This window comes from Amycolatopsis sp. NPDC051758, from assembly GCF_044453095.1.
Classification (GTDB): Bacteria; Actinomycetota; Actinomycetes; order Mycobacteriales; family Pseudonocardiaceae; genus Amycolatopsis.
This window is the reverse complement of the sequence record NZ_JBITCJ010000006.1, coordinates 18,027-39,047: the sequence shown is the minus strand read 5'-3', so window position 1 is coordinate 39,047 and position 21,021 is coordinate 18,027. Positions and strand designations below refer to the sequence as shown.

The window sequence follows — 21,021 nt, the reverse complement described above, 5'->3', positions numbered from 1 at the left end:
GCGAGTGAAGTTCCGGAAGAAGGCCGCCTTCACGGCGGCCGTCGTCGTTTCGGCCGCCGCTGTCGTCGCGGCGCCCGCACAGGCCGCGAGCCCGGTCTACGGCGACTTCTCGATGATGTTCCAGCGCAGCGCCGGCCAGTACGCGCCGCCGGGCGAGAAGGCGTACCAGTGGGCCTGGTCGCCGCAGTCGGCCACCGAGTCGCAGATTTCCTGGGGTGACCCGGTCAGCTGGCCGCCGTCGTACGCGGAGCACTTCGTCCGCGACGGCGACTGGGTGCTGCTCGACGGCTGGGGCGGCAACGGCACGTACTACACCGAGCGCGTGACCAGCGAGTCGCTCTGCCTGGGCGGCGCCTGCACGGCGCTGCCTTCACACGGCGGGCAGCAGCACTACGTCCGGTGGACCGTGCCGGCTTCGGACTACCGGCTGGTCGCCGACGGCGTCGTCACGGAGCAGAGCAGCGGCAAGACCTTCCGGTTCCGGCACACGCAGACCTGGGGCGCGCCCGCGCCGTGCAGCTCCGCCCGCTTTGGCGCCCGCACCTGCATCACGCAGAGCGAGTCGTGGTCGTCCGACCAGGACCTGCCCGCCGGCTCGCCGATCCGCGAGACGTTGCGCCGCGACATCAAGATCGCCCGGGGGCTGGGCATGGCCTTCAGCATCGACCAGCAGGTCGAGTCGCCGTGGCACGCCGAGGCCACCGAATACTGGAAGTGGTGACCGCGTGCGGATCGACGTCGTCACGATCTTCCCGGAGTACCTCGACCCGCTGCGCGCCGCGCTGCTGGGGCGGGCGATCGACCGCGGCCTGATCGAGGTCGGCGTGCACGACCTGCGCGACTGGACCCACGACGTGCACCGTGCGGTCGACGACGCGCCGTACGGCGGCGGCCCCGGCATGGTGATGAAGCCGCAGATCTGGGGCCCGGCGCTGGACGACGTCTGCCGTCCGGAGACGCGCCTGGTCGTGCCGACGCCGGCGGGCCGGCCGTTCACCCAGGAGCTGGCGCACGCCTACGCCGAGGAGAAGCACCTCGTGTTCGCCTGCGGCCGGTACGAGGGCATCGACCAGCGGGTCGTCGACGACGCCGCGCGCCGGATGCCGGTCGACGAGGTGTCGATCGGCGACTACGTCCTGGTCGGCGGCGAGGCGGCGGTGCTGGTCATGGTCGAGGCCGTCGTCCGGCTGCTGCCCGGCGTGCTCGGCAACTCGCGGTCCGCCGCCGAGGACTCGTTCTCCGACGGCCTGCTCGAGGGGCCCAGCTACACGCGCCCCGAAGTGTGGCGCGACCTGGCGGTGCCGGACGTGCTGCGGTCCGGAAACCACGCGCTGATCGACCGCTGGCGGCGTGACCAGGCCCTGGACCGCACCGCCCGCCGCCGCCCCGATCTCCTGGCCAGGCTGCCGGAAGGTAGTCTCGACAAGCACGATCGCGGGGTCCTGGAGGGCTTGGACCCCGAGCAGGCATAGGGCCGGTTCCCGTGCCGGAATCCCGGTCTGTAATACTTGACAGGTTGGCGTGAGTGGACCTCCTCGTCCACGAGCCCGCCATCAGCCCCCCGGGTCGCCCGCAGCGGCACCGTTGCGCGCCCGGGATCTGTACGCAAGCCATACCGAAGACGAGGACGGACCACCGATGAACACCCTGGACGCGCTGGACAAGCAGTCACTGCGTTCCGACATCCCGGACTTCCGCCCGGGCGACACGCTCAAGGTGCACGTCCGCGTCATCGAGGGCAACCGCGAGCGCAACCAGGTCTTCCAGGGCGTCGTGATCCGCCGTCAGGGCGGCGGCATCCGGGAGACCTTCACCGTCCGCAAGGTCTCCTTCGGCGTCGGCGTGGAGCGCACCTTCCCGGTGCACTCGCCGAACATCGCCGAGGTCGAGGTCCACAAGCGTGGTGACGTGCGGCGCGCGAAGCTGTACTACCTGCGTGACCTGCGCGGCAAGAAGGCCAAGATCAAGGAGCGCCGCGAGAACCGCGAGACGGCCTCGGCCAAGTAAGCGACACCGCGGTAACCGGTAGCCTGACGACGTGGCCGAACCCGTGTCCCAGAACGCTCCTGAGGATGACCCCGATCGCTCCGAGGAGGACAAGCCCAGGCTGTCCCGCTCCGAGGAGCGCGGGGGATCCCGCCGGCGGCGAGCCAAACCCGCCAAGAAACGGTCGTTCTGGAAGGAACTGCCGATCCTGCTCGTGATCGCCCTGGTGCTCACGATCCTGATCCAGACATTCCTCGCGAAGGTCTTCATGATCCCCTCGGGGTCCATGGAGGCCACCCTGCACGGGTGTCCCGGGTGCACCGGCGACCGGATCCTGGTCGACCGGGTCACCTACGACTTCACCGAGCCCTCGCCGGGCGACGTGATCGTGTTCAAGGGCCCGCAGGCGTGGATCAACAACGAGATCGCGCCGCAGGAGTCGAGCAACATCGTCGTCCAGGGCCTGCGCGGTCTCGGCTCGCTGGTCGGGTTCGCCCCGCCGGACGAGCGCGACTTCGTCAAGCGGGTGATCGCCGTCGGCGGCCAGACCGTCCAGTGCTGCGACCCGCAGGGCCGGATGATCGTGGACGGCAAGTCGCTCGACGAGCCGTACATCCACTGGGAAGACCCGTCCGTCCAGGAGCAGAAGACCTTCGACCCGGTCAAGGTCCCGGCCGGGATGGTCTGGGTCCAGGGCGACAACCGCAACAACTCCGACGACTCCCGGTTCCAGGGCGGCGGCGGCGTGAACGGCGCGGTCCCCGTGGACAACATCATCGGCAAGGCGCGGATCATCGTCCTGCCGCCGGGCCGGTGGGGCGGGATCACCGACCACAACCCGCAGGAGTCGGCCCAGCCGGTGGCGCTCGGCGCGCCGGCGTGGCAGAGCGGTCTCCCGCTCGGCGCCGGGATCGCGGCGGCCTGGCCGGTGCTGTTCTTCGGGCGCAAGCTCAAGTCCGGACTGAGCCGGGCGGCCGGGCGAAAACGCTAACCACCCCGATCCGTGTCGGCAGACGGGTGATCCAGCCTTGACTCTTCCCGTTCCCCTCACCGTGGCCGAGCCCATCCGGCCGCCGCGGGCCGTGGTGCGCGGCGACCTCTTCTGGGGTCTGCAGGGCGCGCTCGACCGTCGTGGCCTCGGCCCGGTCGCCGGTGTGGACGAAGCCGGCGCCGGGGCGTGCGCGGGGCCGCTGGTGGTCGCGGCCTGCGTGCTCAAGCAGGGCGATGCGGCGAGGCTGACCGAGCTGACGGACTCCAAGCTGATGACGGCGAAGGCGCGGGACCGGGTCTACGACCTGGTCCTCGCCCGGGCCGTCGACTATTCGGTGATCGTCATCCCGACCGCGGAGGTCGACCGCTACGGCATCCGGGTGATGAACCTGGAGGGCATGCGCCGCGCCGCGGCGGCCCTGCGGGTTTTTCCGGGCTACATCCTCACCGACGGGTTCCGGGTCCCGGGCCTGACCGCCCCGAACACGGCGGTGATCAAGGGCGACCGTTCGGTGGCCTGCATCGCGGCGGCGTCTGTGCTGGCAAAGGTGACGCGGGACCGCATCATGGCCGGCTACCACGACGACCTCCCGCACTACGGTTTCGACGTACACAAGGGTTACAGCACGTCGGACCACCTGGCGGCGCTGAGCGAACACGGCCCCAGCGACGTCCACCGCTGGTCGTACACGAACGTCGCAACGGTGGCCATCAAGCACGGCGTACGCCCCGCGCGGCCGGTCCTGCTGACCTACGCGGCGCTGGAAAAAGCCATGGAACCGGGGGCCACCGCGGGCCTGGCCGCGGTCCTCGACGAAGCACTCGAGCCACAACTCACCCTGCCGTTGCATGCCCCGGCCGCGGGTGTGGGTCACAATGAACGCTCCGCCGGCGGAGCAGCAGCACGATCCCGAGGAGGGGCGCGGATTTCATGAGCGCAGAGGATCTCGAGAAGTACGAGACCGAGATGGAGCTCTCGCTGTACCGCGAGTACCGCGACATAGTCGGCCAGTTCTCGTACGTGGTGGAGACCGAGCGGCGGTTCTACCTGGCCAACGCGGTCGACGTCCAGGTCCGCGACGGCGGCGGCGAGGTGTACTTCGAGGTCCGCATGTCCGACGCGTGGGTCTGGGACATGTACCGCCCGGCCCGCTTCGTCAAGCACGTGCGAGTGATCACGTTCAAGGACGTCAACGTCGAAGAGCTCGACAAGCCGGACCTCCGCCTGCCCGAGGACGGCCCGTTCTCAGGCTGAGTTCTTAGTTCGGCTCGCGCCGGCTCATCCCAGACGGATGAGCCGGCGCGAGTCGTTTCGGCGGCGGTTCACCCGTGTCGACCCTCCAGTCACCACTGGGCCGCATCGCCCTAGCACAGCGGGCCGACATTTTGCCGGTTCCACCGGCATTCCGTGCACCAGTTGTCCACATACCCCCGGTTGTCCACAGCCCGGCGATCCGGGGCTGGTTCCCCCGCCCCGCGCCCCGGCATCGTCGAACGCACACGCACCGTGATCGCCGGGACCGTCCTGGTGACCGGCGCGGACCGACGAGGGGGCGCACACGATGACGGGCACCGACCAGCTCGCAAGACACCGCCGCGAACTGGGCGCTTGGGGCGAAGACCTCGCGGCGCGGCACCTGCAGGACCGCGGCCTGGTCCTGCTCGACCGCAACTGGCGCTGCCGCGAAGGCGAGCTCGACCTCGTCCTCACCGACCGCGCCCGCGTCATCTTCTGCGAGGTGAAGACCCGCACCGGCACCGAGTTCGGCCTCCCCTCGGAAACCGTCACCGAAGAGAAGGTCGGCCGCGTCCGGCGCGCCGCCCAGCGCTGGCTGCGCGAGTACCGCATCGGCTGGTGCTCGGTCCGCTACGACGTCGTCACGATCCTCGCCGAAGTCGGCACCAGCCCCCGCATCCAGCACATCGAGGCGGCGTTCTGATGCCCATCGCCAAAGCCTGGTCCGCCGCTCTCCTCGGGATCGACGGCCGGGTGATCGAGATCGAAGCCGACCTCGGCGGCGGGCTGAGTCGCGTGACGCTCGTCGGGCTTCCCGACGCCGGGCTGCGCGAGGCGAAGGACCGCGTCCGATCGGCTGTCCGGAATTCTGGTCAGCCTTGGCCAGACGGCAAGGTGACACTGGGGCTCTCGCCGGCGAACCTGCCCAAGGTCGGCTCGGCCTACGACCTCGGCATCGCGGCGGCCATCCTGGCCGCGACGGGCGCCGTCCCGGCGACGCGGTTGCTCGGCACCGTGCTGCTCGGCGAACTCGCCTTGGACGGACGGATTCGGGCGGTTCGCGGCATCCTCCCGGGCCTCCTGGCGGCACGTGCTGCGGGATATGGCCGGGCTGTCGTTCCCGAAGACTCGCTCGTCGAGGCGGCTCTGGTGGACGGCATCGAAGTCGTGGGAGCGCCTCACCTACGCGACCTGGTGGCCTGGTTGAAGAGTGAAGCCGACCTGGCGCATCCGGAACCGCCTGCCCCGGCGGCGACGCCGGAGGTACCGGACCTGGCCGACGTCGTCGGTCAGCCGGAGGCACGCTGGGCCCTCGAAGTCGCCGCGGCAGGTGGCCACCACCTCCTGCTCACCGGACCGCCAGGCGTGGGCAAGACGATGCTGGCGAGGCGGCTGCCCGGGCTGCTGCCACGGTTGTCGTCCGAGGAATCCCTGGAAGTCACAGCGGTGCATTCGGTCGACGGCTCGCTGTCGAAGTCTTCACCGCTGGTCACGGTCCCGCCGTTCGTCGCACCGCACCATTCGATCTCCATTGCGGCGCTGATCGGGGGCGGTAGCGGAATCGCCAGACCCGGTGCGATCAGCCGCGCCCACCGTGGGGTGCTGTTCCTCGACGAGGTCTGTGAGTTCGGCGGGCAGCGTCTCGAATCGCTGCGGACGGTGCTCGAGGAGGGCGAGGCGCGCATTGCGCGGGTCAAGGGTTCGATCACGTACCCGGCGCGGTTTCAGCTGGTGCTGGCCACGAATCCGTGCGCGTGCGCACCACCGAAGGATGTCGACTGCGTGTGCTCACCGACGGCCCGGCGGCGGTACCTCGGCCGACTGTCCGGACCATTGTTGGACCGCGTCGATCTGCGGGTCCGCCTCCGGCCGCTGAGCGCGATGAGTGCGCATGACACCGGGACGGCGGAGTCGTCGGAGACGGTCCGGGAACGAGTGCTTGTAGCTCGTGACCGTGCTTTGGCCAGGTGGCGTGAGCATGGTTGGCGCTCCAACTCGGAGGTGCCGGGGCCCGCCTTGCGACGCAAATTTGCCCTGCCGGCCGAGGCGACGATCCTTCTCGACCGCGCAATGGACCGCGGTGCCTTGAGCGGCCGCGGAGCTGACCGCTGCCTGCGTATCGCATGGACGTTGGCGGACTTGGACGGCGAGTCCCAGCCTGGTGCCGAACAGGTGGGGTCGGCGCTGTCCTTCCGCGAGCGGGTTGCAGCATGAGCGTCGACGAGCTGCACCGGGCTCGCGCCTACCTGCTGCGAGTAGCGGAGCCACCCGCGCCCGCACTGGTCGCCTTCGTGGCCCAGCACGGGCCGGTGAAAGCCGCCAAGCTGGTTCGCCAGGGCGACTGCCCGGCCGAGGTGCTGAAGGCGACCGAGGCGCGCCGGGGTTACGACCTCGTCGACCAGGACTTCGCCCGGGCCGCGGCGGCGGGTGCGCGGCTGGTTGTGCCCGAGGACGACGAATGGCCGGCCTGGCCGTTGCTCACCCTGGACCTCGCCGCCCGGCGTGGGGTGGCCGAAGCCGTGCCTCCGCTGGCCTTGTGGGTCGCCGGTGACGTTGCGCTCGGCACTGCCGCTGATCGCGCCGTTGCTGTTGTCGGCGCTCGCGCGGCGACGCCGTACGGCGAGAACCACGCTGCCGAGATGTCCTATGGCCTGGCCACCCGGGGTGTGCCCGTCTTCTCCGGCCTGGCCTACGGCATCGACGGTGCGGCGCACCGCGGCACCCTCGCCGCCGATGGGGTCACCGTTGCGGTGCTGGGCTGTGCCGTCGACGCGGGCTACCCGTCGGGGCACGTCGGCCTGCTGAACCGGATCGTCCGCAACGGCGGCGCGGTCGTCAGCGAGTACCCGCCCGGCACGCCACCGGCGCGGCACCGCTTCCTGGTCCGGAACCGGCTCATCGCCGCGCTCACCGAGGGCACCCTGGTGGTCGAGGCGGGGCGGCGCAGCGGCGCCCGGAACACCGCGAGCACCGCCGGCGCGCTCGGCAAGGTGGTGATGGCGGTGCCGGGCCCGATCTCGTCCGCGATGTCCGTCGGCTGCCACGACCTGATCCGCGACGCCCGGGCGACGCTGGTCTCCACCGTCGACCAGGTTCTCGAGACCGTGGGCCGCTTCGGGATCGCCGAGGACACCTCGGCCCGGCCGAAACGCCCGACCGACCGGCTCGGCCCCGATGCGTTGCGGGCCTACGAGGCACTCGCGGTGCGCGCCGACCGGTCCGATGCCGAGATCGCGGCCGAAGCCGGCCTTCCACTGCGGACGGTGCGCTCCCTGCTGCCGGCACTGGAGATCGACGGATTCGCCGTCCGCGGGGAAGCGGGCTGGCGACGACGAAAGGAAAACGCGTGAAAGCCACGAATTCCGGGAGAAATCGTCGAAAGTGTTCGGCCGGTCCGGTGGGCCCGCGTGGCGATCCTTGACCGGCGGCGGTTGTTCGCGCAGCGTGACATCCATGCCGCCACCACGCTCCGGTCGTGCTCGCCGTCCGGACCTGCGCGCGCTCCGGGCCGCCCTGCCCGAGCCGGTCCAGGCCGTCGTCACCGGCTACGAACGGCACCTCGGGCTCGAGCGGGGCCTGTCCGCGCACACCGTCCGCGCGTACGTCGGCGACGCCGTGTCGCTGCTGGGATTCGTCGTGGACGGTGGGGGCGCGCTCGCGGACCTGGACCTCGCGCGGCTGCGGGCGTGGCTCGCCGCCCAGCAGACCGGCGGGGCGAGCCGCACGACGCTCGCGCGCCGGGCGGCGTCGGCGCGGACGTTCACCGCCTGGGCGCACCGCACCGAGGTCCTCGGCACCGACCCTGGCGGCCGGCTCGCCGCGCCGCGGGCGCACCGCACCCTGCCCGGGGTGCTGCGCGCCGGGCAGGCGGGGGAGGTGATGCAGGCGTCGGCGGCCGGCGCGGCCGAACGGGATCCGGTCGCCCTGCGTGATCGCGCGATCGTCGAACTGTTGTACGCGACCGGCATCCGCGTGTCCGAGTTGTGCGGTCTGGACGTCGGCGGGGCGGATTTCTCCCGTCGTGTCGTGACGGTCCTCGGCAAGGGCGGGAAGGAACGCGTGGTGCCGTTCGGCGTCCCGGCCGCGGCGGCGCTGACCGACTGGATCGAGGAGGGGCGTCCGAAGATCGCCGCCGAAACCGCCGGTGACGGCGTCGAGCCCGCGCTTTTCCTTGGCGTCCGGGGCAAACGCCTCGACCCGCGCGCGGTGCGGCGCGTCGTGCACGACGCCGTCTCGGCGGTGCCCGGCGCGGCCGACATGGGGCCCCACGGCCTGCGTCATTCCGCGGCGACACATCTGCTCGAAGGGGGCGCCGATCTCAGGAGCGTTCAGGAACTGCTTGGTCACGCTACGCTTGCCACGACGCAGCTCTACACTCATGTGACCGTCGACCGGTTGAAAGCGATCCATGACCGAGCGCATCCCAGGGCCTGAGGCGGCCCGGGGAGCCTCGCCGGGGTCGTCACCAGCGGGCCCGGCGGCGCACGCGCATCCGCACGAGCACGGAGACGACACTGAGCCGCATGCCGAGAACGACTGTGCAATGACCGCAGGACCGCACGTGACCGAAGCCACCGGAGTGAGCACTCGCGGTGACGTCGCCGCGCCCGGGGAAGCCCGGGACGGCACCGAGGTCGACGCCGGGATCGCGGTGCTGTGGCGCCAGTTCGCCGACAGCCCCGACCAGGCGTCGCGCGATCGGCTCGTGCTGCACTACGCCCCGCTGGTCAAGTACGTCGCCGGCCGGGTCGGCACCGGTCTCCCGACCCACGTCGACGTGGGTGACCTCGTGCAGTCCGGCATCTTCGGGCTCGTCGACGCGATCGAGAAGTTCGACCCCGAACGCGGCCTGCGCTTCGAGACCTACGCGATGCAGCGCATCCGCGGCGCGATCCTCGACGACCTCCGCTCGCAGGACTGGGTGCCGCGCGCCGTCCGCAGCAAGGCCAAGGAGGCCGAGCGGGCGATGGAGCGCCTCGGCGCCCGCCTGCACCGCACCCCGACCGACGCGGAGCTCGCCGCCGAGCTCGGCATCGGCCTCGACGACCTGCGCGACTTCTACGGCCAGCTGCAGCTCACCAGCGTCGTCGCGCTGGAGGACCTGGTGGCCGCGGGCAAGGACAGCGGCTCGCTGGTCGACACGCTGCCCGACGACGACGCCGTCGACCCGGTCGCGGTGCTCGTCGACCAGGACAACCGCCGTCAGCTGGCGCAGGCCATCGCGCAGCTCACCGAGCGCGACAAGATCGTGGTCAGCCTCTACTACTTCGAGAGCCTGACCCTCGCCGAGATCGGCAAGGTCCTCGGTGTCACCGAGTCGCGGGTCAGCCAGCTGCACACCCGCGCGGTCATGCGGCTGCGCGCCAAGCTGGTCGAGCAGACCGGCGCCTGATCACCGACCACCTCCCCACGGCTTGAGCCGGTATTCGCCGACCTCGCCGATCAGCGCGAGCGGATCGACGTACTCCTCGCCGCGCCGGACGCCCCAGTGCAGGCAGGCCGCCACCAGGCAGCCGGGGTGCCCGGTGAGGACGGTGCCGAGCACCTGGCCCCGGTAGACCTGCTCGCCGACGGCCACATTCGCCGCGACGGGCTCGTAGGTGGTGCGGAGCCCGCCGTCGTGGTCGACGGACAGCACCGGCCGCCCGGCCACGAGCCCGGCGAACACGACCACTCCCACATCGGCCGCCAGCACCTCCTGACCGGGGACGGCGGCCAGGTCGACCCCGCGATGCCCGGGGCCGTACGGTGTTTCGGGGGCGTCGAAGTACTTCGTAACCACCGGAACGGGTGATAACGGCCAGGACAGCCGCGCTTGCCGGGCGGTTCGCGGGGCGAACGCCGAGGCGGGCTCGCTCGTCCAGGCCACGGACATGGCAGGTTCGCCGGCCGGCACCGGCCGGGAGCCGGCGTCGGAGATGCCGGCCGCGTCCGAGATCGGCCTGCCGCTCGCCCCCGCCGGGACGGTCGCGCTGCCTGCCGCCGGCGAGGGCGGTCCCGACCCCGCAAGAAACGTGAGCTCGCCGGCCCATCCCGTCGACACGGGTGGCGATGGTCCGAGGCCGCCCGGAGCAGCAGCCATCCCCAACCCGTTCGCCACCTGCACCCCGGCGTCCGGCAAAACCGCCGCAGACGTCGGCCCAGCAGCACCTCCAAGACTCAAGAAAATGCCCGTGACCAGGGCAACCACCACCACGAACCACCCCGGCGCCCGGCGCCGGAAACCACTGATCAACTCCATGGCTCCAGCCTGCGGCACCACCACCCGCCGTGGGGGCGCGTCGCCGAATCTGTGGACAACCGGACCCGATGTGGACAACTCCGCGCTCCAGCGGCCGCCGGTGGGGGAGGGGCTGGTGGCAGGGGGTAGAATCTTCTCCGCGGTCCGCGTGAGCGGGCTGACTTCGCGTGCACGTGCGCGTTTCCCCGGTTCAGCACCATCCACCCGGGCGATTCGCACGGTGTCCGGCGGTCCCTGAAGTCGTAGCTCCAGGGTCCGGGCACCGGCACGGGCACCAGGGCGATCGGCCACCCGGCCGTGAGCGACAAAACCGAGAAAGCGCGCCTGCGAGCGCGCACGACACAGAAGAGGTTGATTCCGGCAATGGCCGTCGTCACCATGAAGCAGCTGCTCGACAGCGGCGTGCACTTCGGGCACCAGACCCGTCGGTGGAACCCGAAGATGAAGCGCTACATCTTCACCGAGCGCAACGGCATCTACATCATCGACCTGCAGCAGACGCTGACCTACATCGACCGTGCCTTCGAGTTCATCAAGGAAACCGTCGCGCACGGTGGCACGATCATGTTCGTCGGCACCAAGAAGCAGGCGCAGGAAGCCATCGCGGCCGAAGCCTCGCGCGTGGGCATGCCCTACGTGAACCAGCGCTGGCTCGGCGGCATGCTGACCAACTTCCAGACGGTGCACAAGCGTCTTCTCCGCCTGAAGGAGCTCGAGTCGCGTGAGCAGACCGGCGGCTTCGAGGGTCTCACCAAGCGCGAGATCCTGACGCTGACCCGCGAGAAGGACAAGCTCGAGAAGACCCTCGGCGGTATCCGCGACATGGCCAAGGTGCCGAGCATCGTGTGGATCGTCGACACCAAGAAGGAGCACATCGCCGTCGGCGAGGCTCGCAAGCTGAACATCCCGGTCGTCGCGATCCTGGACACCAACTGCGACCCGGACGAGGTCGACTACCCGATTCCGGGCAACGACGACGCGATCCGTTCGGCTGCACTGCTGACCAAGGTCGTCGCCGAGGCCGCGGCCGCCGGTCTGATGCAGCGTTCCAGCCGCAACGGTGCTTCGGCCGACTCCAAGCCGGAGCCGGGTGTCGCCACCGACGAGCCGCTGGCCGAGTGGGAGAAGGAGCTGCTCGCCGGCTCCGAGACCGCCGCCGCCGACGCGACCGAGGCGGCCGCGGCCGTCGAGGCCCCCGTCGAGACGCCGGCCGAGGCCCCCGCCGAGGCCGAGCAGGCGACCGCCTCCTCCTGATGTCCCACCCACTCGTGCGGCCGGCCGTCGCGGCCGGCCGCACGGGTGTGGCAGCCCCCAGAGATTTCACGTACCTGAAAAGGACGGATTTACCAGAATGGCGAACTACACCGCCGCTGACGTGAAGCGCCTGCGCGAGATGACCGGCGCCGGCATGATGGACTGCAAGAAGGCGCTGGAGGAGAACGACGGCGACTTCGAGAAGGCCGTCGAGTTCCTCCGCATCAAGGGCGCCAAGGACGTCGGCAAGCGCGCCGAGCGCGCCACCGCCGAGGGCCTGGTCACCGGCGAAGGCGGTGTCCTGATCGAGCTCGACTCCGAGACCGACTTCGTCGCGAAGAACGCCGACTTCCAGGCGCTCGCCGCGAAGGTCGTCGAGGTCGCGAAGACCCTCAAGACGAACGACGTCGAGGCGCTCAAGGGCGCCGAGCTCGACGGCAAGACCGTCGCCGAGGTCGTCCAGGAGCTCTCGGCCCGCATCGGCGAGAAGCTCGAGCTGCGCCGCGTCGTGGCCTTCGAGGGCCAGACCGCGACCTACCTGCACCGCCGCGGCTCCGACCTGCCGCCGGCCGTCGGGGTGCTCGTCGAGTTCACCGGTGACGACGTCGAGGCCGCCCGCGGCGCCGCCATGCAGGTCGCCGCGCTGCGCGCGAAGTACCTGACCCGCGACGAGGTGCCCGCCGAGATCGTCGAGAACGAGCGCTCCATCGCGGAGAAGACCGCTCGTGAAGAGGGCAAGCCGGAGCAGGCCATCTCGAAGATCATCGAGGGCAAGGTCAACGCCTACTACAAGGACAACGTCCTGCTCGAGCAGGCGTCGGTCAAGGACAACAAGAAGACCGTCAAGGCCCTGCTCGACGCAGCGGGCGTGACCGTCACGAAGTTCGCGCGCTTCGAGGTCGGCCAGGCCTGAGGCCAGGTCCGGGCGTAGGTTCCACCCAGTGCCCCGTCTCCGTCCATCGGGGACGGGGCACTGTCAGGTCTGAAGAAGAAACAGCGGTCGAGGGGCCTAGGAGGCGACATAGATGGGTGACCGGGTCGAAGGTGGCTACCGGCGGGTGCTGCTGAAGCTGGGCGGCGAGATGTTCGGCGGTGGTTCGATCGGCGTCGATCCGGATGTCGTCCACTCGGTCGCGCAGCAGATCGCCGACGTCGCCCGCACCGGCGTCCAGGTCGCCGTCGTGATCGGCGGTGGCAACTACTTCCGGGGCGCCGAGCTCTCGCAGCGCGGCATGGACCGTGACCGCGCCGACTACATGGCGATGCTGGGCACCGTGATGAACTGCCTGGCGCTGCAGGACTTCCTGGAGAAGGAGGGCCTGCCCACCCGCGTGCAGACCGCCATCACGATGGGCCAGGTCGCCGAGCCCTACATCCCGCGCCGCGCCGAGCGGCACCTGGAGAAGGGGCGCGTCGTGATCTTCGGCGCCGGGGTCGGCATGCCGTACTTCTCCACCGACACCGCGGCCGCGCAGCGCGCGCTCGAGCTGGGCTGCGAGGCCGTGCTGATGGCGAAGGCCGTCGACGGCGTCTACACCGCGGACCCGAAGAGCGACCCGACCGCCGAGATGTTCCGCGAGATCACCCACCGCGAGGTGCTGGAGCGGGACCTCAAGGTCGCCGACGCGACGGCGTTCAGCCTCTGCATGGACAACAACATGCCGATCATCGTGTTCAACCTGCTCACCGAGGGGAACATCGCCCGCGCGGTGAGTGGTGAAAGAATCGGCACACTGGTCAGCACCCCCGCCGACGGGGTACCTGCCTAGACCTGCTGGGATCAGCCAGGGCCACACCATCACAACAACGGGAGTAGCCGTGATCGACGAGACCCTCCTCGATGCCGAGGAGAAGATGGAAAAAGCGGTGTCCGTCGCCAAGGACGACCTGACGTCGGTGCGCACCGGCCGGGCCACTTCGTCGATGTTCTCGCGCATCGTGGTCGAGTACTACGGCGCGCCGACCCCGCTGAACCAGCTGGCCAGCGTCAACGTGCCGGAAGCCCGGATGGCGCTGATCAAGCCCTACGACCAGACCCAGCTCAACGCCATCGAGAAGGCCATCCGCGAGTCCGACCTCGGGGTCAACCCGAGCAACGACGGCCAGGTCATCCGGATCGTCATCCCGCAGCTCACCGAAGAGCGGCGCAAGGAGATGGTCAAGGTCGCCAAGGGCAAGGGTGAGGACGCGCGGGTGACCATCCGCAGCATCCGCCGCAAGGCCAAGGAAGAGCTCGACCGCATCGGCAAGGACGGCGAAGCGGGCGAAGACGAGGTCGTGCGCGCGGAGAAGGAGCTGCAGAACCTCACCGACACGTACTCGCACAAGGTCGACGAGCTGGTCAAGCACAAGGAAGCCGAGCTGCTCGAGGTCTGATGGCACAGGTGAGCGAGGAACGCGAAGACCGGGTGGACGGCGCCGGCGAAGAACCGGCGGCCGGTCCCGGGACACCGGAACCGGCCGTGGCCGGCGAGCCGGCATCGGCTGCTCCGGAGGGAACGGCGCCGGCCGAGGCTTCCCCCGAAGCCAAGAAGGCCTCCAAGGCGGGCCGGAACCTGCCCGCGGCCATCGGGGTCGGGCTGCTGCTCGGCGCCGCGATCATCGTTTCCCTGCTCACCGTCCGGTTCCTGTTCATCGGGATCATCGCGATCGCGATCGCGGTCGGCACCTTCGAGTTCGCCGGGGTGCTGCGCCGGGTCGCCGACATCCGGGTCGCGATGATCCCGGTGCTGGTCGGTGGCCAGGCGATGATCTGGCTGGCCTGGCCGTTCGGCCGGGAGGGCGCGCTCACCGCGTTCGTCCTCACCGTGCTCGCCTGCCTGCTGTGGCGCCTGCCCGGCGGCGCGAAGGGCTACCTGCGCGACATCAGCGCGTCGACGTTCGCCGCCGCCTACCTGCCGCTGTTCGGCGCGTTCGCGGCGATGCTCGTGCCACCTTCGGACGGCGTCGGGCGCGTGCTCACCTTCCTGATCGGCGTGGTCGCGTCGGACACCGGCGGGTACATCGCCGGCGTCCTCGGCGGCAAGCACCCGATGGCGCCGAGCATCAGCCCGAAGAAGACCTGGGAAGGCTTCGCGGGTTCCCTGGTCGGCGGCGTGGTGGCCGGCGCGCTGACCCTCAGCCTGCTGCTGGACGGCCACGTCTGGCAGGGCGTGATCTTCGGTGTCGCGATCGTGCTCACCGCGACCCTGGGCGACCTCGTCGAGTCGCTGATCAAGCGCGACCTCGGCGTCAAGGACATGGGCACGCTGCTGCCCGGGCACGGCGGGATCATGGACCGCCTCGACTCGCTGCTGCCCTCGGCCGTGGTGTCCTGGCTGCTGCTCTCGGCGTTCGTGCCGCTGGGCTGAGTGGGATCGGTCTCGGGCGGTCACCCGCCCGGCCCCACCCACCTGCGGTGGGAGGTTCCGCCTACCAGCGATAGGTGATGGTTCGTGGACCGCCGAAGTGTCCCCGGGTTTCACTCGGGGTATGCCCGCCGAAACCCGTGCCCCGGCCAGGCTCGCGCTCGCCGCCGTCTGCCTGGGCTTCCTGATGATCGCGCTCGACGCGACCATCGTGAACCTCGCGCTCCCGGCGATCGGCGCCGACTTCGGCGAGCCGTCGACAGCCGCGCTGCAGTGGGTCGTCGACGCCTACACCGTCACGCTGGCCGCGTTCCTGCTCACCTGGGGCGCCGCCGGGGACCGGTGGGGTTCACGACGCGTCTTCGAAGTGGGCGTCGCCGTCTTCGTTCTCGCGTCCATCGCCTGCGCGCTGGCCGGCTCGGCGACGTGGCTGATCGCGGCGCGGGCCGTGCAGGGCGCGGGCGCCGCGGCGCTGCTGCCGTCGTCGCTGGCGCTGATCGTCCACCAGTTCCCGGACGCGCGGGAGCGAGCCCACGCCCTCGGGGTGTGGGGTGGCATGAGCGGGGCCGGGCTCGCCGCCGGGCCGGTGCTCGGCGGGCTCGCGGTCGGCCTCGCCGACTGGCGCCTGGTCTTTGCGGTCAACGTCCCGGTCGGGATCGTCGCCATCGTCCTGACCCGACGTGCGGTCGTGGAACCGCCGCGCCACCCCTCGACCCGGCTCGACTTCGCCGGCCAGATCCTCGGCACGGCGTCACTCGCGGGGTTCGTCGCCGGGTTCATCGAGTCCGGGCACGCCGGCTGGTCCGCGCCGGCGACCCTCACCCTGGTGGCCGGGGGAGCCGTGGCCGGTGTGGTGTTCGTGGTGGTGGAGAAGCGCGTCCGGGAACCCGTGCTCCCGCTGAAGATCTTGAAGATCGGGAACTTCGCGGTGGCGACCGGGATCGGCGGCCTGTTCAACTTCTGCCTCTACGGCACGCTCTTCTGCCTGGCGCTGTACCTGCAACGCGCCTGGTCGCTCGGCGCGCTCGCCGCCGGGCTCGCGCTGGTGCCGCTGACGCTGGTGGTCGGGCTGAACGCGTTCTTCAGCGGACGCCTCACCGGCCGCTTCGGCCCGCGGGTGCCGATGGTCGCGGGTGCGCTGGCCGGGCTCGCCGGTTCGGTCGGCTTCGCGCTGTTGCCCGCGGACCGCGCGCTCGTGGTGTTCGTTGTGGTCTCGGTCGTCTTCGGCTGCTGTTCGCTGGCGATGCCCGCGATGACGTCGCTGGCGATGAACTCCTTGCCGGGCAAGGCCGGGCTGGCCGCCGGCGTGCTCAACGCGTCGCGCCAGACCGGCGGCGCGATCGGGGTCGCGCTGGTCGGCGCGCTGCTCCCGGCCGCCGGGATGTGGCTGGTGGCGGCCGGGTACGCGCTGGTCGCGGGGCTGGCGCTCCTCGTGCGTCAGTCGTCGTAGGGGTCGTCGACCTCGGCGCGGCCCCAGCCTTCGGCGACGCGCGAGTGGTCGATCACGGCGAAGACGGCGCCTTCCGGGTCGGCGAGGATCGACATCCGGCCGAACGGGGTGTCGTAGGGCTGGATCACGACGGTGCCGCCGTTCATGAGCGCCTCGCCCGCAACCGCGTCGACGCCGCGGGCGGGGTCGATGTCGAAGTACACGAGCCAGTGCGGTGGCGTTTCGAGCCGGTACTCCGAACCCATCACGTAGCGGTACAGCACGGGCTCGTGCTCGATGAGCCATTCGGCGTAGTCGAGCGATTCGCCGTCGCCGATCTGGTGGCTGGAGTAGTTGAAGAGCTTGGTGTAGAAGTGATCCGCCGCGACGCCGTCGTGGGTGTTGAGGTCCGCGCCGCTGAAGGTGTTGGGGATCCCGGTGACGAACTCCCAGTCCGGCGGGACCTCCCAGAACACCACCGGCGCGCCGCACGCGTCGTAGGCGTGCAGGATCGTGCCGCGCTGGGGGATCGGCATCGGGCCGAGGGTCAGCCGGCCGCCGAGGTGTTCCACCCATTCGGCCGCACTTGCCGTGTGCGGCACGGAGATGTGCGGCATCCAGCCCAGCGGCGCACCCTGCGCGGCGCGGTAGAGCCCGCCGACGGGAACGCTGTTGAGCGTTGCGATGGCGTACCGCCCGTCGGACGTCGCCGGATCTCGCTGAGTGGCGTACGTCCAGCCGAAGAGGGCACCGTAGAATCTTTCCGCGATGGCCTGCTCGCGGCAGGCCAGCTCGATCCAGCACGGAATTCCGGCCGGGACCGGGGACGGGGTACTGGACGGGCCGAATGCCATGAAGTGCTCCTCCCGAGACCCACCGAATTCTAGGCGTGATCCGTAAGGTTTCCGCCAAGATTTCGTCGCCGGAAAATCACTGCCGGCGAGATGAGCCCCGGAAGGAGCAGCGGTGCGGTGGTCGTCGCGGCGCGCGGAAGTCGTGCCGAGTCCGAACATCTGGTACTACCAGGCCGATTACGAGCTGGAGAACCGGGCGCAGGACGTCGGCGGCGAGATCTGGCGCGTGCTGCGCGAGGAGTTCGACTGGGCCGGCCGGGACGTGCTGGACGTCGGCTGCGGGGACGGGTACCACCTGCCGCGCTTCGCCCGTGACGCGCGTTCGGTGCTCGGCGTGGAGCCGCACGAGCCGTTGGTGCGGGACGCGGTGAAGCGGGTGGACGGCCTGCCGAACGTGGAGGTGAAGCTGGGCCGGGCCCAGCGGCTGCCGGTCCGCAGCGCGAGTGTCGACGTCGTCCACGCGCGCACGGCGTACTTCTTCGGGCCCGGCTGCGAGCCCGGGCTGGCCGAAGCCGACCGGGTGCTGCGGCCGGGCGGGGTGATCCTGATCGTCGACCTCGACGTGACCAGCGAGCCCTACGGCGGCTGGATGCGTGCGGACCTACCGCACTACGATCCGGCCGCCGTCGAGCGGTTCTTCGCCCGGGCCGGGTTCGGCTGCCGCCGCGTGGCCACCGAGTGGCGCTTCGCGACCGCCGCGGACCTCGAAGCCGTGCTGAAGATCGAGTTCAGCAAGCCCGTTGCCGAACAGGCGATCACGGAGTCCTTGCAGCGTAACGGGAATCGCGGCGAAGACCTGACGCTGCCGGTGGGCTACCGCGTGCACACGCGGGTCAAGCCCACCGGCCTCGTCCTGCCAGGTCACTCTGCGGTCTCGTCGGAAGGAGCCGAGGACTCGTCCTCGTCTTCGCCCAAGATGCCGTAGAGCGAGCGCCGGGCGTCGTTGAGCACCTCGGCCGCGCGGGCCTGCTGGCTCTCGGTGCCCGCGCGCATGATCTGCACGACGGCGGCGGCCAGGTTCTTGCCGGCCTTGGCCAGCCCGACCTCGGACGCGTCGACGTCCTGGGCGATGTGCTCCCACGGCGGGGTGCTGTCCTGCTCTTCCGCGGCGGTGCGGCCGGCGTCGGTCAGCTCGAAGAGCTTCTTGCCGTGCTCGTCCTTGCTGATGACCAGGCCTTCGTCGGCCAGCAGCTGCAGTGTCGGGTAGACCGAGCCGGGGCTCGGGCGCCAGAAGCCGCCGGAGCGCTCGCCGATCTCGCGGATGATCTCGTAGCCGTGCCGGGGCTGCTCGGCGAGCAGCGCCAGGATCGCGGCGCGGACGTCACCGCGGCGGCTGCGCCGTCCACCGTGACCCCGCCTGCCCGGTCCGTGGCCGCGACCGCGTCCACCACCAGGGCCGAAGCCCGGGGGGAACTCGCCGAAACCACCGAAGGGGCCAAAAGGTGCGCGCCCACGCTCGTGGGCGAAGGGGTGTCGTTGCCTACGCATGTCTGTGTTCCTTTCTCGAACTGTTGCGACACGTTCACGATATATCGGAAACAGTCGGATGGCAACCTCGGTCCGGTGATACCGCTCACGGAGCTTGAGCCTTCAAGTGCCGCGCCATAGATTAGGCAAGCCTAAACACCTGTTAGCAAAGGTAACGACCCGTGCGGACCCGCTCGCTCCCGCTGACGGCCGGGCTGCTGGTCCTCGCCGCGGCTCTGGTCGCCGCCGTGCTGCTCAGCGTCGCCGTCGGCACCCGCGGCCTCGCCCCGGGCACCGTGCTCGACGCGCTCTTCCACTTCGACCCGGCGAACCCCGACCACCTCGTGGTCCGCGAGCTCCGGCTCCCGCGCACGCTCGCCGGAGTGCTCGCCGGTGTCGCGCTGGGCCTGTCCGGCGCCGTCATCCAAGGCGCGACGCGCAACCCGCTGGCCGACCCGGGGCTGCTCGGCGTCAACGCCGGTGCGGCGCTGTTCGTCGTGCTCGGCATCGGCACGTTCGGCATCACCAGCGTCGGCGGTTACGTCTGGTTCGGCTTCGCGGGCGCCGCGGCCGCCGGAGCTGTCGTCTACGGCGTGAGCTCCCTCGGCCGGGCGGGGGCGACACCGGTGAAGCTCGCCCTGGCCGGGGCCGCGGTGACGGCGGCCCTGGCTTCGGTGACCAGCGCGCTGCTGCTCACCGACGCCACGACGTTCGACCAGTACCGGTTCTGGCAGGTCGGCTCGCTGACCGGCCGGGACGCGACGACCGTCAGCCAGGCGGTGCCGTTCGTGGTCGTCGGCGTGGTGCTCGCGCTGGTCGCCGCCCGGCTGCTCAACGCGCTCGCCCTCGGCGAGGACGTCGCCCGCTCGCTCGGCCAGAACGTGCCGGTGGCGCGGCTGGTGTGCGCGCTGGCCGTGGTGGTCCTGTGCGGTTCGGCGACGGCGATCGCCGGGCCGATCGGATTTGTCGGGCTGACCGTGCCGCACGCCGCCCGGCTGGTCACCGGGCCCGACCACCGGTGGCTCCTGCCGTACTCCGCGTTGCTCGCACCGCTGCTCCTGCTGGTTTCCGACGTCGTCGGCCGCGTGGTCGCGCGCCCGGCCGAGGTCCAGGTCGGGATCATCACCGCGCTCGTCGGCGCGCCCGTGTTCGTGGTCCTGGTGCGCCGCCGGAAGGTCGTGGCGGTGTGAACGCCGTCGAGGTGGTCGTCGCCGTGCGCCGCCGCGGGGCGGTCCGGGCCCGCTCGGTGTCGCTGCTGCTCTTCGTCGCGATCGTCGTGGTCTTCGCGCTTTCCCTGGCGGTCGGCGACTTCCCGGTGCCGCTCGGCGACCTGCCCGGCCTCGTTTTCGGCGGTGACGGTGCCGGCCGCGCCGCTTACGTCGTCACGGAACTCCGCCTGCCGCGCGCGGTCACGGGCCTCCTGGTCGGCCTCGCGTTCGGCATGTCCGGTGCGCTCTTCCAACGCCTGCTGCGCAATCCGCTGGCCAGTCCGGACGTCATCGGCGTGACGCAGGGCGCGAGCGCGGCGGCGGTCGTGGCGATCGTGCTCTTCGGCGCCGCGGGCACGGTGGTCTCGGCCGCGGCGCTGGCCGGCGCGCTGCTCACCGGCGCCACGATCTACCTGCTCTCCCGGCGCGGCGGTGTGCACGGCTACCGGCTGGTGCTCGTCGGCGTCGGGGTCGGCGCGGTGCTCACCAGCGTCGTCTCGTACCTGATGACCTGGGCCGACGTCGCGCTCGCACAGCAGGCCCTGATCTGGCTGACCGGCAACCTCAACGCCCGCACCTGGGACCACGCCGTCCCCCTGGCCGCCGCGCTCGTCGTCCTGCTGCCGGCGGCGCTCGTCCAGAGCCGGGCGCTCACCGGGCTGCAGCTGGGCGACGACACCGCCGCCGGGCTCGGCCTGCGCGTCGAACGCAGCCGCCTGGCCCTGCTGCTGGTCGCCGTCGCCCTCGCCGCCTTCGCGACCGCGGCCGCCGGCCCGATTTCGTTCGTCGCGTTCGTGGCCAACCCGATCGCGACCCGGCTCGTCGGCGGCGCCCGCGCGGGCCTCCTGCCCGCTGCGCTGACCGGCGCGCTCGTGGTGCTGCTCGGCGACTTCGTGGCCCAGCACCTGCTCGGCGAGCAGCTGCCGGTCGGCGTGGTCACCGGCGCCGTGGGCGCGCCGTACCTGCTGTGGCTCCTGGGCACCGCCAACCGGGCCGGGCGAGTGTGAG

At 71.1% G+C, this 21,021-nt stretch carries 23 protein-coding genes; 20 read left to right on the top strand and 3 right to left on the bottom strand.

Going from position 1 to position 21,021, the window contains the following annotated elements; translation table 11 throughout:
- Nucleotides 1-4 precede the first annotated feature (4 nt).
- From ACIA5G_RS27440 to ACIA5G_RS27390, 11 genes are all read left to right on the top strand, one after another.
- On the top strand, nucleotides 5-721 hold the full coding sequence (locus ACIA5G_RS27440) for a hypothetical protein (protein WP_395928121.1): 717 nt from the start codon (nucleotides 5-7) through the stop codon (nucleotides 719-721).
- 4 nt (nucleotides 722-725) lie between these two features.
- Nucleotides 726-1,472: a tRNA (guanosine(37)-N1)-methyltransferase TrmD gene (trmD, locus tag ACIA5G_RS27435; protein WP_395928119.1), complete on the top strand. Its 747-nt coding sequence runs from the start codon at nucleotides 726-728 to the stop codon at nucleotides 1,470-1,472.
- Nucleotides 1,473-1,638: 166 nt separating this feature from the next.
- The gene (rplS, locus tag ACIA5G_RS27430; RefSeq protein ID WP_285989249.1) at nucleotides 1,639-2,007 is read left to right on the top strand and encodes a 50S ribosomal protein L19; all 369 of its coding nucleotides are present in this window, start codon (nucleotides 1,639-1,641) and stop codon (nucleotides 2,005-2,007) included.
- 31 nt (nucleotides 2,008-2,038) lie between these two features.
- Entirely contained in the window at nucleotides 2,039-2,977 is a 939-nt protein-coding gene (gene lepB / locus ACIA5G_RS27425; RefSeq protein WP_395928116.1) for a signal peptidase I, read from the top strand.
- A 91-nt stretch (nucleotides 2,978-3,068) separates the two neighbouring features.
- Complete coding sequence (locus ACIA5G_RS27420; protein WP_395929239.1) at nucleotides 3,069-3,911, top strand: ribonuclease HII; 843 nt, start codon at nucleotides 3,069-3,071, stop codon at nucleotides 3,909-3,911.
- The gene (locus ACIA5G_RS27415) at nucleotides 3,908-4,231 is read left to right on the top strand and encodes a DUF2469 domain-containing protein (RefSeq protein ID WP_003096226.1); all 324 of its coding nucleotides are present in this window, start codon (nucleotides 3,908-3,910) and stop codon (nucleotides 4,229-4,231) included. The genes ACIA5G_RS27420 and ACIA5G_RS27415 overlap by 4 nt, the downstream gene beginning before the upstream one ends.
- Before the next feature lie 307 nt (nucleotides 4,232-4,538).
- The gene (locus tag ACIA5G_RS27410; protein WP_395928114.1) at nucleotides 4,539-4,916 is read left to right on the top strand and encodes a YraN family protein; all 378 of its coding nucleotides are present in this window, start codon (nucleotides 4,539-4,541) and stop codon (nucleotides 4,914-4,916) included.
- The gene (locus ACIA5G_RS27405; RefSeq protein ID WP_395928112.1) at nucleotides 4,916-6,427 is read left to right on the top strand and encodes a YifB family Mg chelatase-like AAA ATPase; all 1,512 of its coding nucleotides are present in this window, start codon (nucleotides 4,916-4,918) and stop codon (nucleotides 6,425-6,427) included. The genes ACIA5G_RS27410 and ACIA5G_RS27405 overlap by 1 nt, the downstream gene beginning before the upstream one ends.
- Entirely contained in the window at nucleotides 6,424-7,563 is a 1,140-nt protein-coding gene (gene dprA / locus ACIA5G_RS27400; protein WP_395928109.1) for a DNA-processing protein DprA, read from the top strand. Before ACIA5G_RS27405 ends, dprA begins: the two co-directional genes overlap by 4 nt.
- 103 nt (nucleotides 7,564-7,666) lie before the next feature.
- The gene (locus ACIA5G_RS27395) at nucleotides 7,667-8,647 is read left to right on the top strand and encodes a tyrosine recombinase XerC (protein ID WP_395928106.1); all 981 of its coding nucleotides are present in this window, start codon (nucleotides 7,667-7,669) and stop codon (nucleotides 8,645-8,647) included.
- Nucleotides 8,648-8,756: 109 nt separating this feature from the next.
- Nucleotides 8,757-9,605, top strand: a complete 849-nt coding sequence (locus ACIA5G_RS27390) for a FliA/WhiG family RNA polymerase sigma factor (protein ID WP_395928104.1) — start codon at nucleotides 8,757-8,759, stop codon at nucleotides 9,603-9,605.
- Here the strand turns inward: ACIA5G_RS27390 and ACIA5G_RS27385 are convergent, their stop codons facing one another.
- Entirely contained in the window at nucleotides 9,606-10,088 is a 483-nt protein-coding gene (locus ACIA5G_RS27385) for a murein hydrolase activator EnvC family protein (RefSeq protein WP_395929237.1), read from the bottom strand.
- A gap of 729 nt (nucleotides 10,089-10,817) precedes the next feature.
- Here ACIA5G_RS27385 and rpsB point away from each other — a divergent pair.
- From rpsB to ACIA5G_RS27355, 6 genes are all read left to right on the top strand, one after another.
- On the top strand, nucleotides 10,818-11,708 hold the full coding sequence (gene rpsB / locus ACIA5G_RS27380) for a 30S ribosomal protein S2 (RefSeq protein ID WP_395928102.1): 891 nt from the start codon (nucleotides 10,818-10,820) through the stop codon (nucleotides 11,706-11,708).
- Nucleotides 11,709-11,805: 97 nt separating this feature from the next.
- Entirely contained in the window at nucleotides 11,806-12,621 is an 816-nt protein-coding gene (gene tsf, locus ACIA5G_RS27375) for a translation elongation factor Ts (RefSeq protein WP_395928100.1), read from the top strand.
- Nucleotides 12,622-12,733: 112 nt separating this feature from the next.
- Nucleotides 12,734-13,477: a UMP kinase gene (gene pyrH, locus ACIA5G_RS27370; protein WP_072480944.1), complete on the top strand. Its 744-nt coding sequence runs from the start codon at nucleotides 12,734-12,736 to the stop codon at nucleotides 13,475-13,477.
- Nucleotides 13,478-13,526: 49 nt separating this feature from the next.
- A complete protein-coding gene (gene frr / locus ACIA5G_RS27365; protein ID WP_247062391.1) occupies nucleotides 13,527-14,084 on the top strand; it encodes a ribosome recycling factor in 558 nt (185 codons plus the stop codon).
- Nucleotides 14,084-15,058, top strand: a complete 975-nt coding sequence (locus tag ACIA5G_RS27360; protein WP_395928097.1) for a phosphatidate cytidylyltransferase — start codon at nucleotides 14,084-14,086, stop codon at nucleotides 15,056-15,058. The genes frr and ACIA5G_RS27360 overlap by 1 nt, the downstream gene beginning before the upstream one ends.
- A gap of 121 nt (nucleotides 15,059-15,179) precedes the next feature.
- On the top strand, nucleotides 15,180-16,505 hold the full coding sequence (locus tag ACIA5G_RS27355; protein WP_395928095.1) for an MFS transporter: 1,326 nt from the start codon (nucleotides 15,180-15,182) through the stop codon (nucleotides 16,503-16,505).
- On the opposite strand, the gene ACIA5G_RS27350 is transcribed toward ACIA5G_RS27355, so the two are convergent.
- Complete coding sequence (locus ACIA5G_RS27350) at nucleotides 16,493-17,338, bottom strand: VOC family protein (RefSeq protein ID WP_395928093.1); 846 nt, start codon at nucleotides 17,336-17,338, stop codon at nucleotides 16,493-16,495. The two genes, ACIA5G_RS27355 and ACIA5G_RS27350, sit on opposite strands and share 13 nt — an antisense overlap.
- A 112-nt stretch (nucleotides 17,339-17,450) precedes the next feature.
- Between ACIA5G_RS27350 and ACIA5G_RS27345 the strand changes: the two genes are divergently transcribed.
- A complete protein-coding gene (locus ACIA5G_RS27345; RefSeq protein WP_395928091.1) occupies nucleotides 17,451-18,263 on the top strand; it encodes a class I SAM-dependent methyltransferase in 813 nt (270 codons plus the stop codon).
- Here ACIA5G_RS27345 and ACIA5G_RS27340 read toward each other — a convergent pair.
- The gene (locus ACIA5G_RS27340; RefSeq protein ID WP_395928089.1) at nucleotides 18,200-18,826 is read right to left on the bottom strand and encodes a PadR family transcriptional regulator; all 627 of its coding nucleotides are present in this window, start codon (nucleotides 18,824-18,826) and stop codon (nucleotides 18,200-18,202) included. The two genes, ACIA5G_RS27345 and ACIA5G_RS27340, sit on opposite strands and share 64 nt — an antisense overlap.
- Nucleotides 18,827-18,987: 161 nt before the next feature.
- On the opposite strand from ACIA5G_RS27340, the gene ACIA5G_RS27335 reads away from it, so the two are divergent.
- Nucleotides 18,988-19,995: a FecCD family ABC transporter permease gene (locus ACIA5G_RS27335; protein WP_395928087.1), complete on the top strand. Its 1,008-nt coding sequence runs from the start codon at nucleotides 18,988-18,990 to the stop codon at nucleotides 19,993-19,995.
- A complete protein-coding gene (locus ACIA5G_RS27330; protein WP_395928085.1) occupies nucleotides 19,992-21,020 on the top strand; it encodes a FecCD family ABC transporter permease in 1,029 nt (342 codons plus the stop codon). The genes ACIA5G_RS27335 and ACIA5G_RS27330 overlap by 4 nt, the downstream gene beginning before the upstream one ends.
- Nucleotide 21,021 lies beyond the last annotated feature (1 nt).

Bases quoted from the DNA above. Each gene is read 5' to 3' on its own strand.
- rplS (WP_285989249.1), top strand. From the start codon at position 1,639: ATGAACACCCTGGACGCGCTGGACAAGCAGTCACTGCGTTCCGACATC.
- ACIA5G_RS27415 (WP_003096226.1), top strand. From the start codon at position 3,908: ATGAGCGCAGAGGATCTCGAGAAGTACGAGACCGAGATGGAGCTCTCG.
- ACIA5G_RS27410 (WP_395928114.1), top strand. From the start codon at position 4,539: ATGACGGGCACCGACCAGCTCGCAAGACACCGCCGCGAACTGGGCGCT.
- ACIA5G_RS27405 (WP_395928112.1), top strand. From the start codon at position 4,916: ATGCCCATCGCCAAAGCCTGGTCCGCCGCTCTCCTCGGGATCGACGGC.
- dprA (WP_395928109.1), top strand. From the start codon at position 6,424: ATGAGCGTCGACGAGCTGCACCGGGCTCGCGCCTACCTGCTGCGAGTA.
- ACIA5G_RS27395 (WP_395928106.1), top strand. From the start codon at position 7,667: ATGCCGCCACCACGCTCCGGTCGTGCTCGCCGTCCGGACCTGCGCGCG.
- ACIA5G_RS27390 (WP_395928104.1), top strand. From the start codon at position 8,757: ATGACCGCAGGACCGCACGTGACCGAAGCCACCGGAGTGAGCACTCGC.
- ACIA5G_RS27385 (WP_395929237.1), bottom strand. From the start codon at position 10,088: ATGTCCGTGGCCTGGACGAGCGAGCCCGCCTCGGCGTTCGCCCCGCGA.
- rpsB (WP_395928102.1), top strand. From the start codon at position 10,818: ATGGCCGTCGTCACCATGAAGCAGCTGCTCGACAGCGGCGTGCACTTC.
- tsf (WP_395928100.1), top strand. From the start codon at position 11,806: ATGGCGAACTACACCGCCGCTGACGTGAAGCGCCTGCGCGAGATGACC.
- pyrH (WP_072480944.1), top strand. From the start codon at position 12,734: ATGGGTGACCGGGTCGAAGGTGGCTACCGGCGGGTGCTGCTGAAGCTG.
- ACIA5G_RS27360 (WP_395928097.1), top strand. From the start codon at position 14,084: ATGGCACAGGTGAGCGAGGAACGCGAAGACCGGGTGGACGGCGCCGGC.
- ACIA5G_RS27355 (WP_395928095.1), top strand. From the start codon at position 15,180: ATGCCCGCCGAAACCCGTGCCCCGGCCAGGCTCGCGCTCGCCGCCGTC.
- ACIA5G_RS27350 (WP_395928093.1), bottom strand. From the start codon at position 17,338: ATGGCATTCGGCCCGTCCAGTACCCCGTCCCCGGTCCCGGCCGGAATT.
- ACIA5G_RS27340 (WP_395928089.1), bottom strand. From the start codon at position 18,826: ATGCGTAGGCAACGACACCCCTTCGCCCACGAGCGTGGGCGCGCACCT.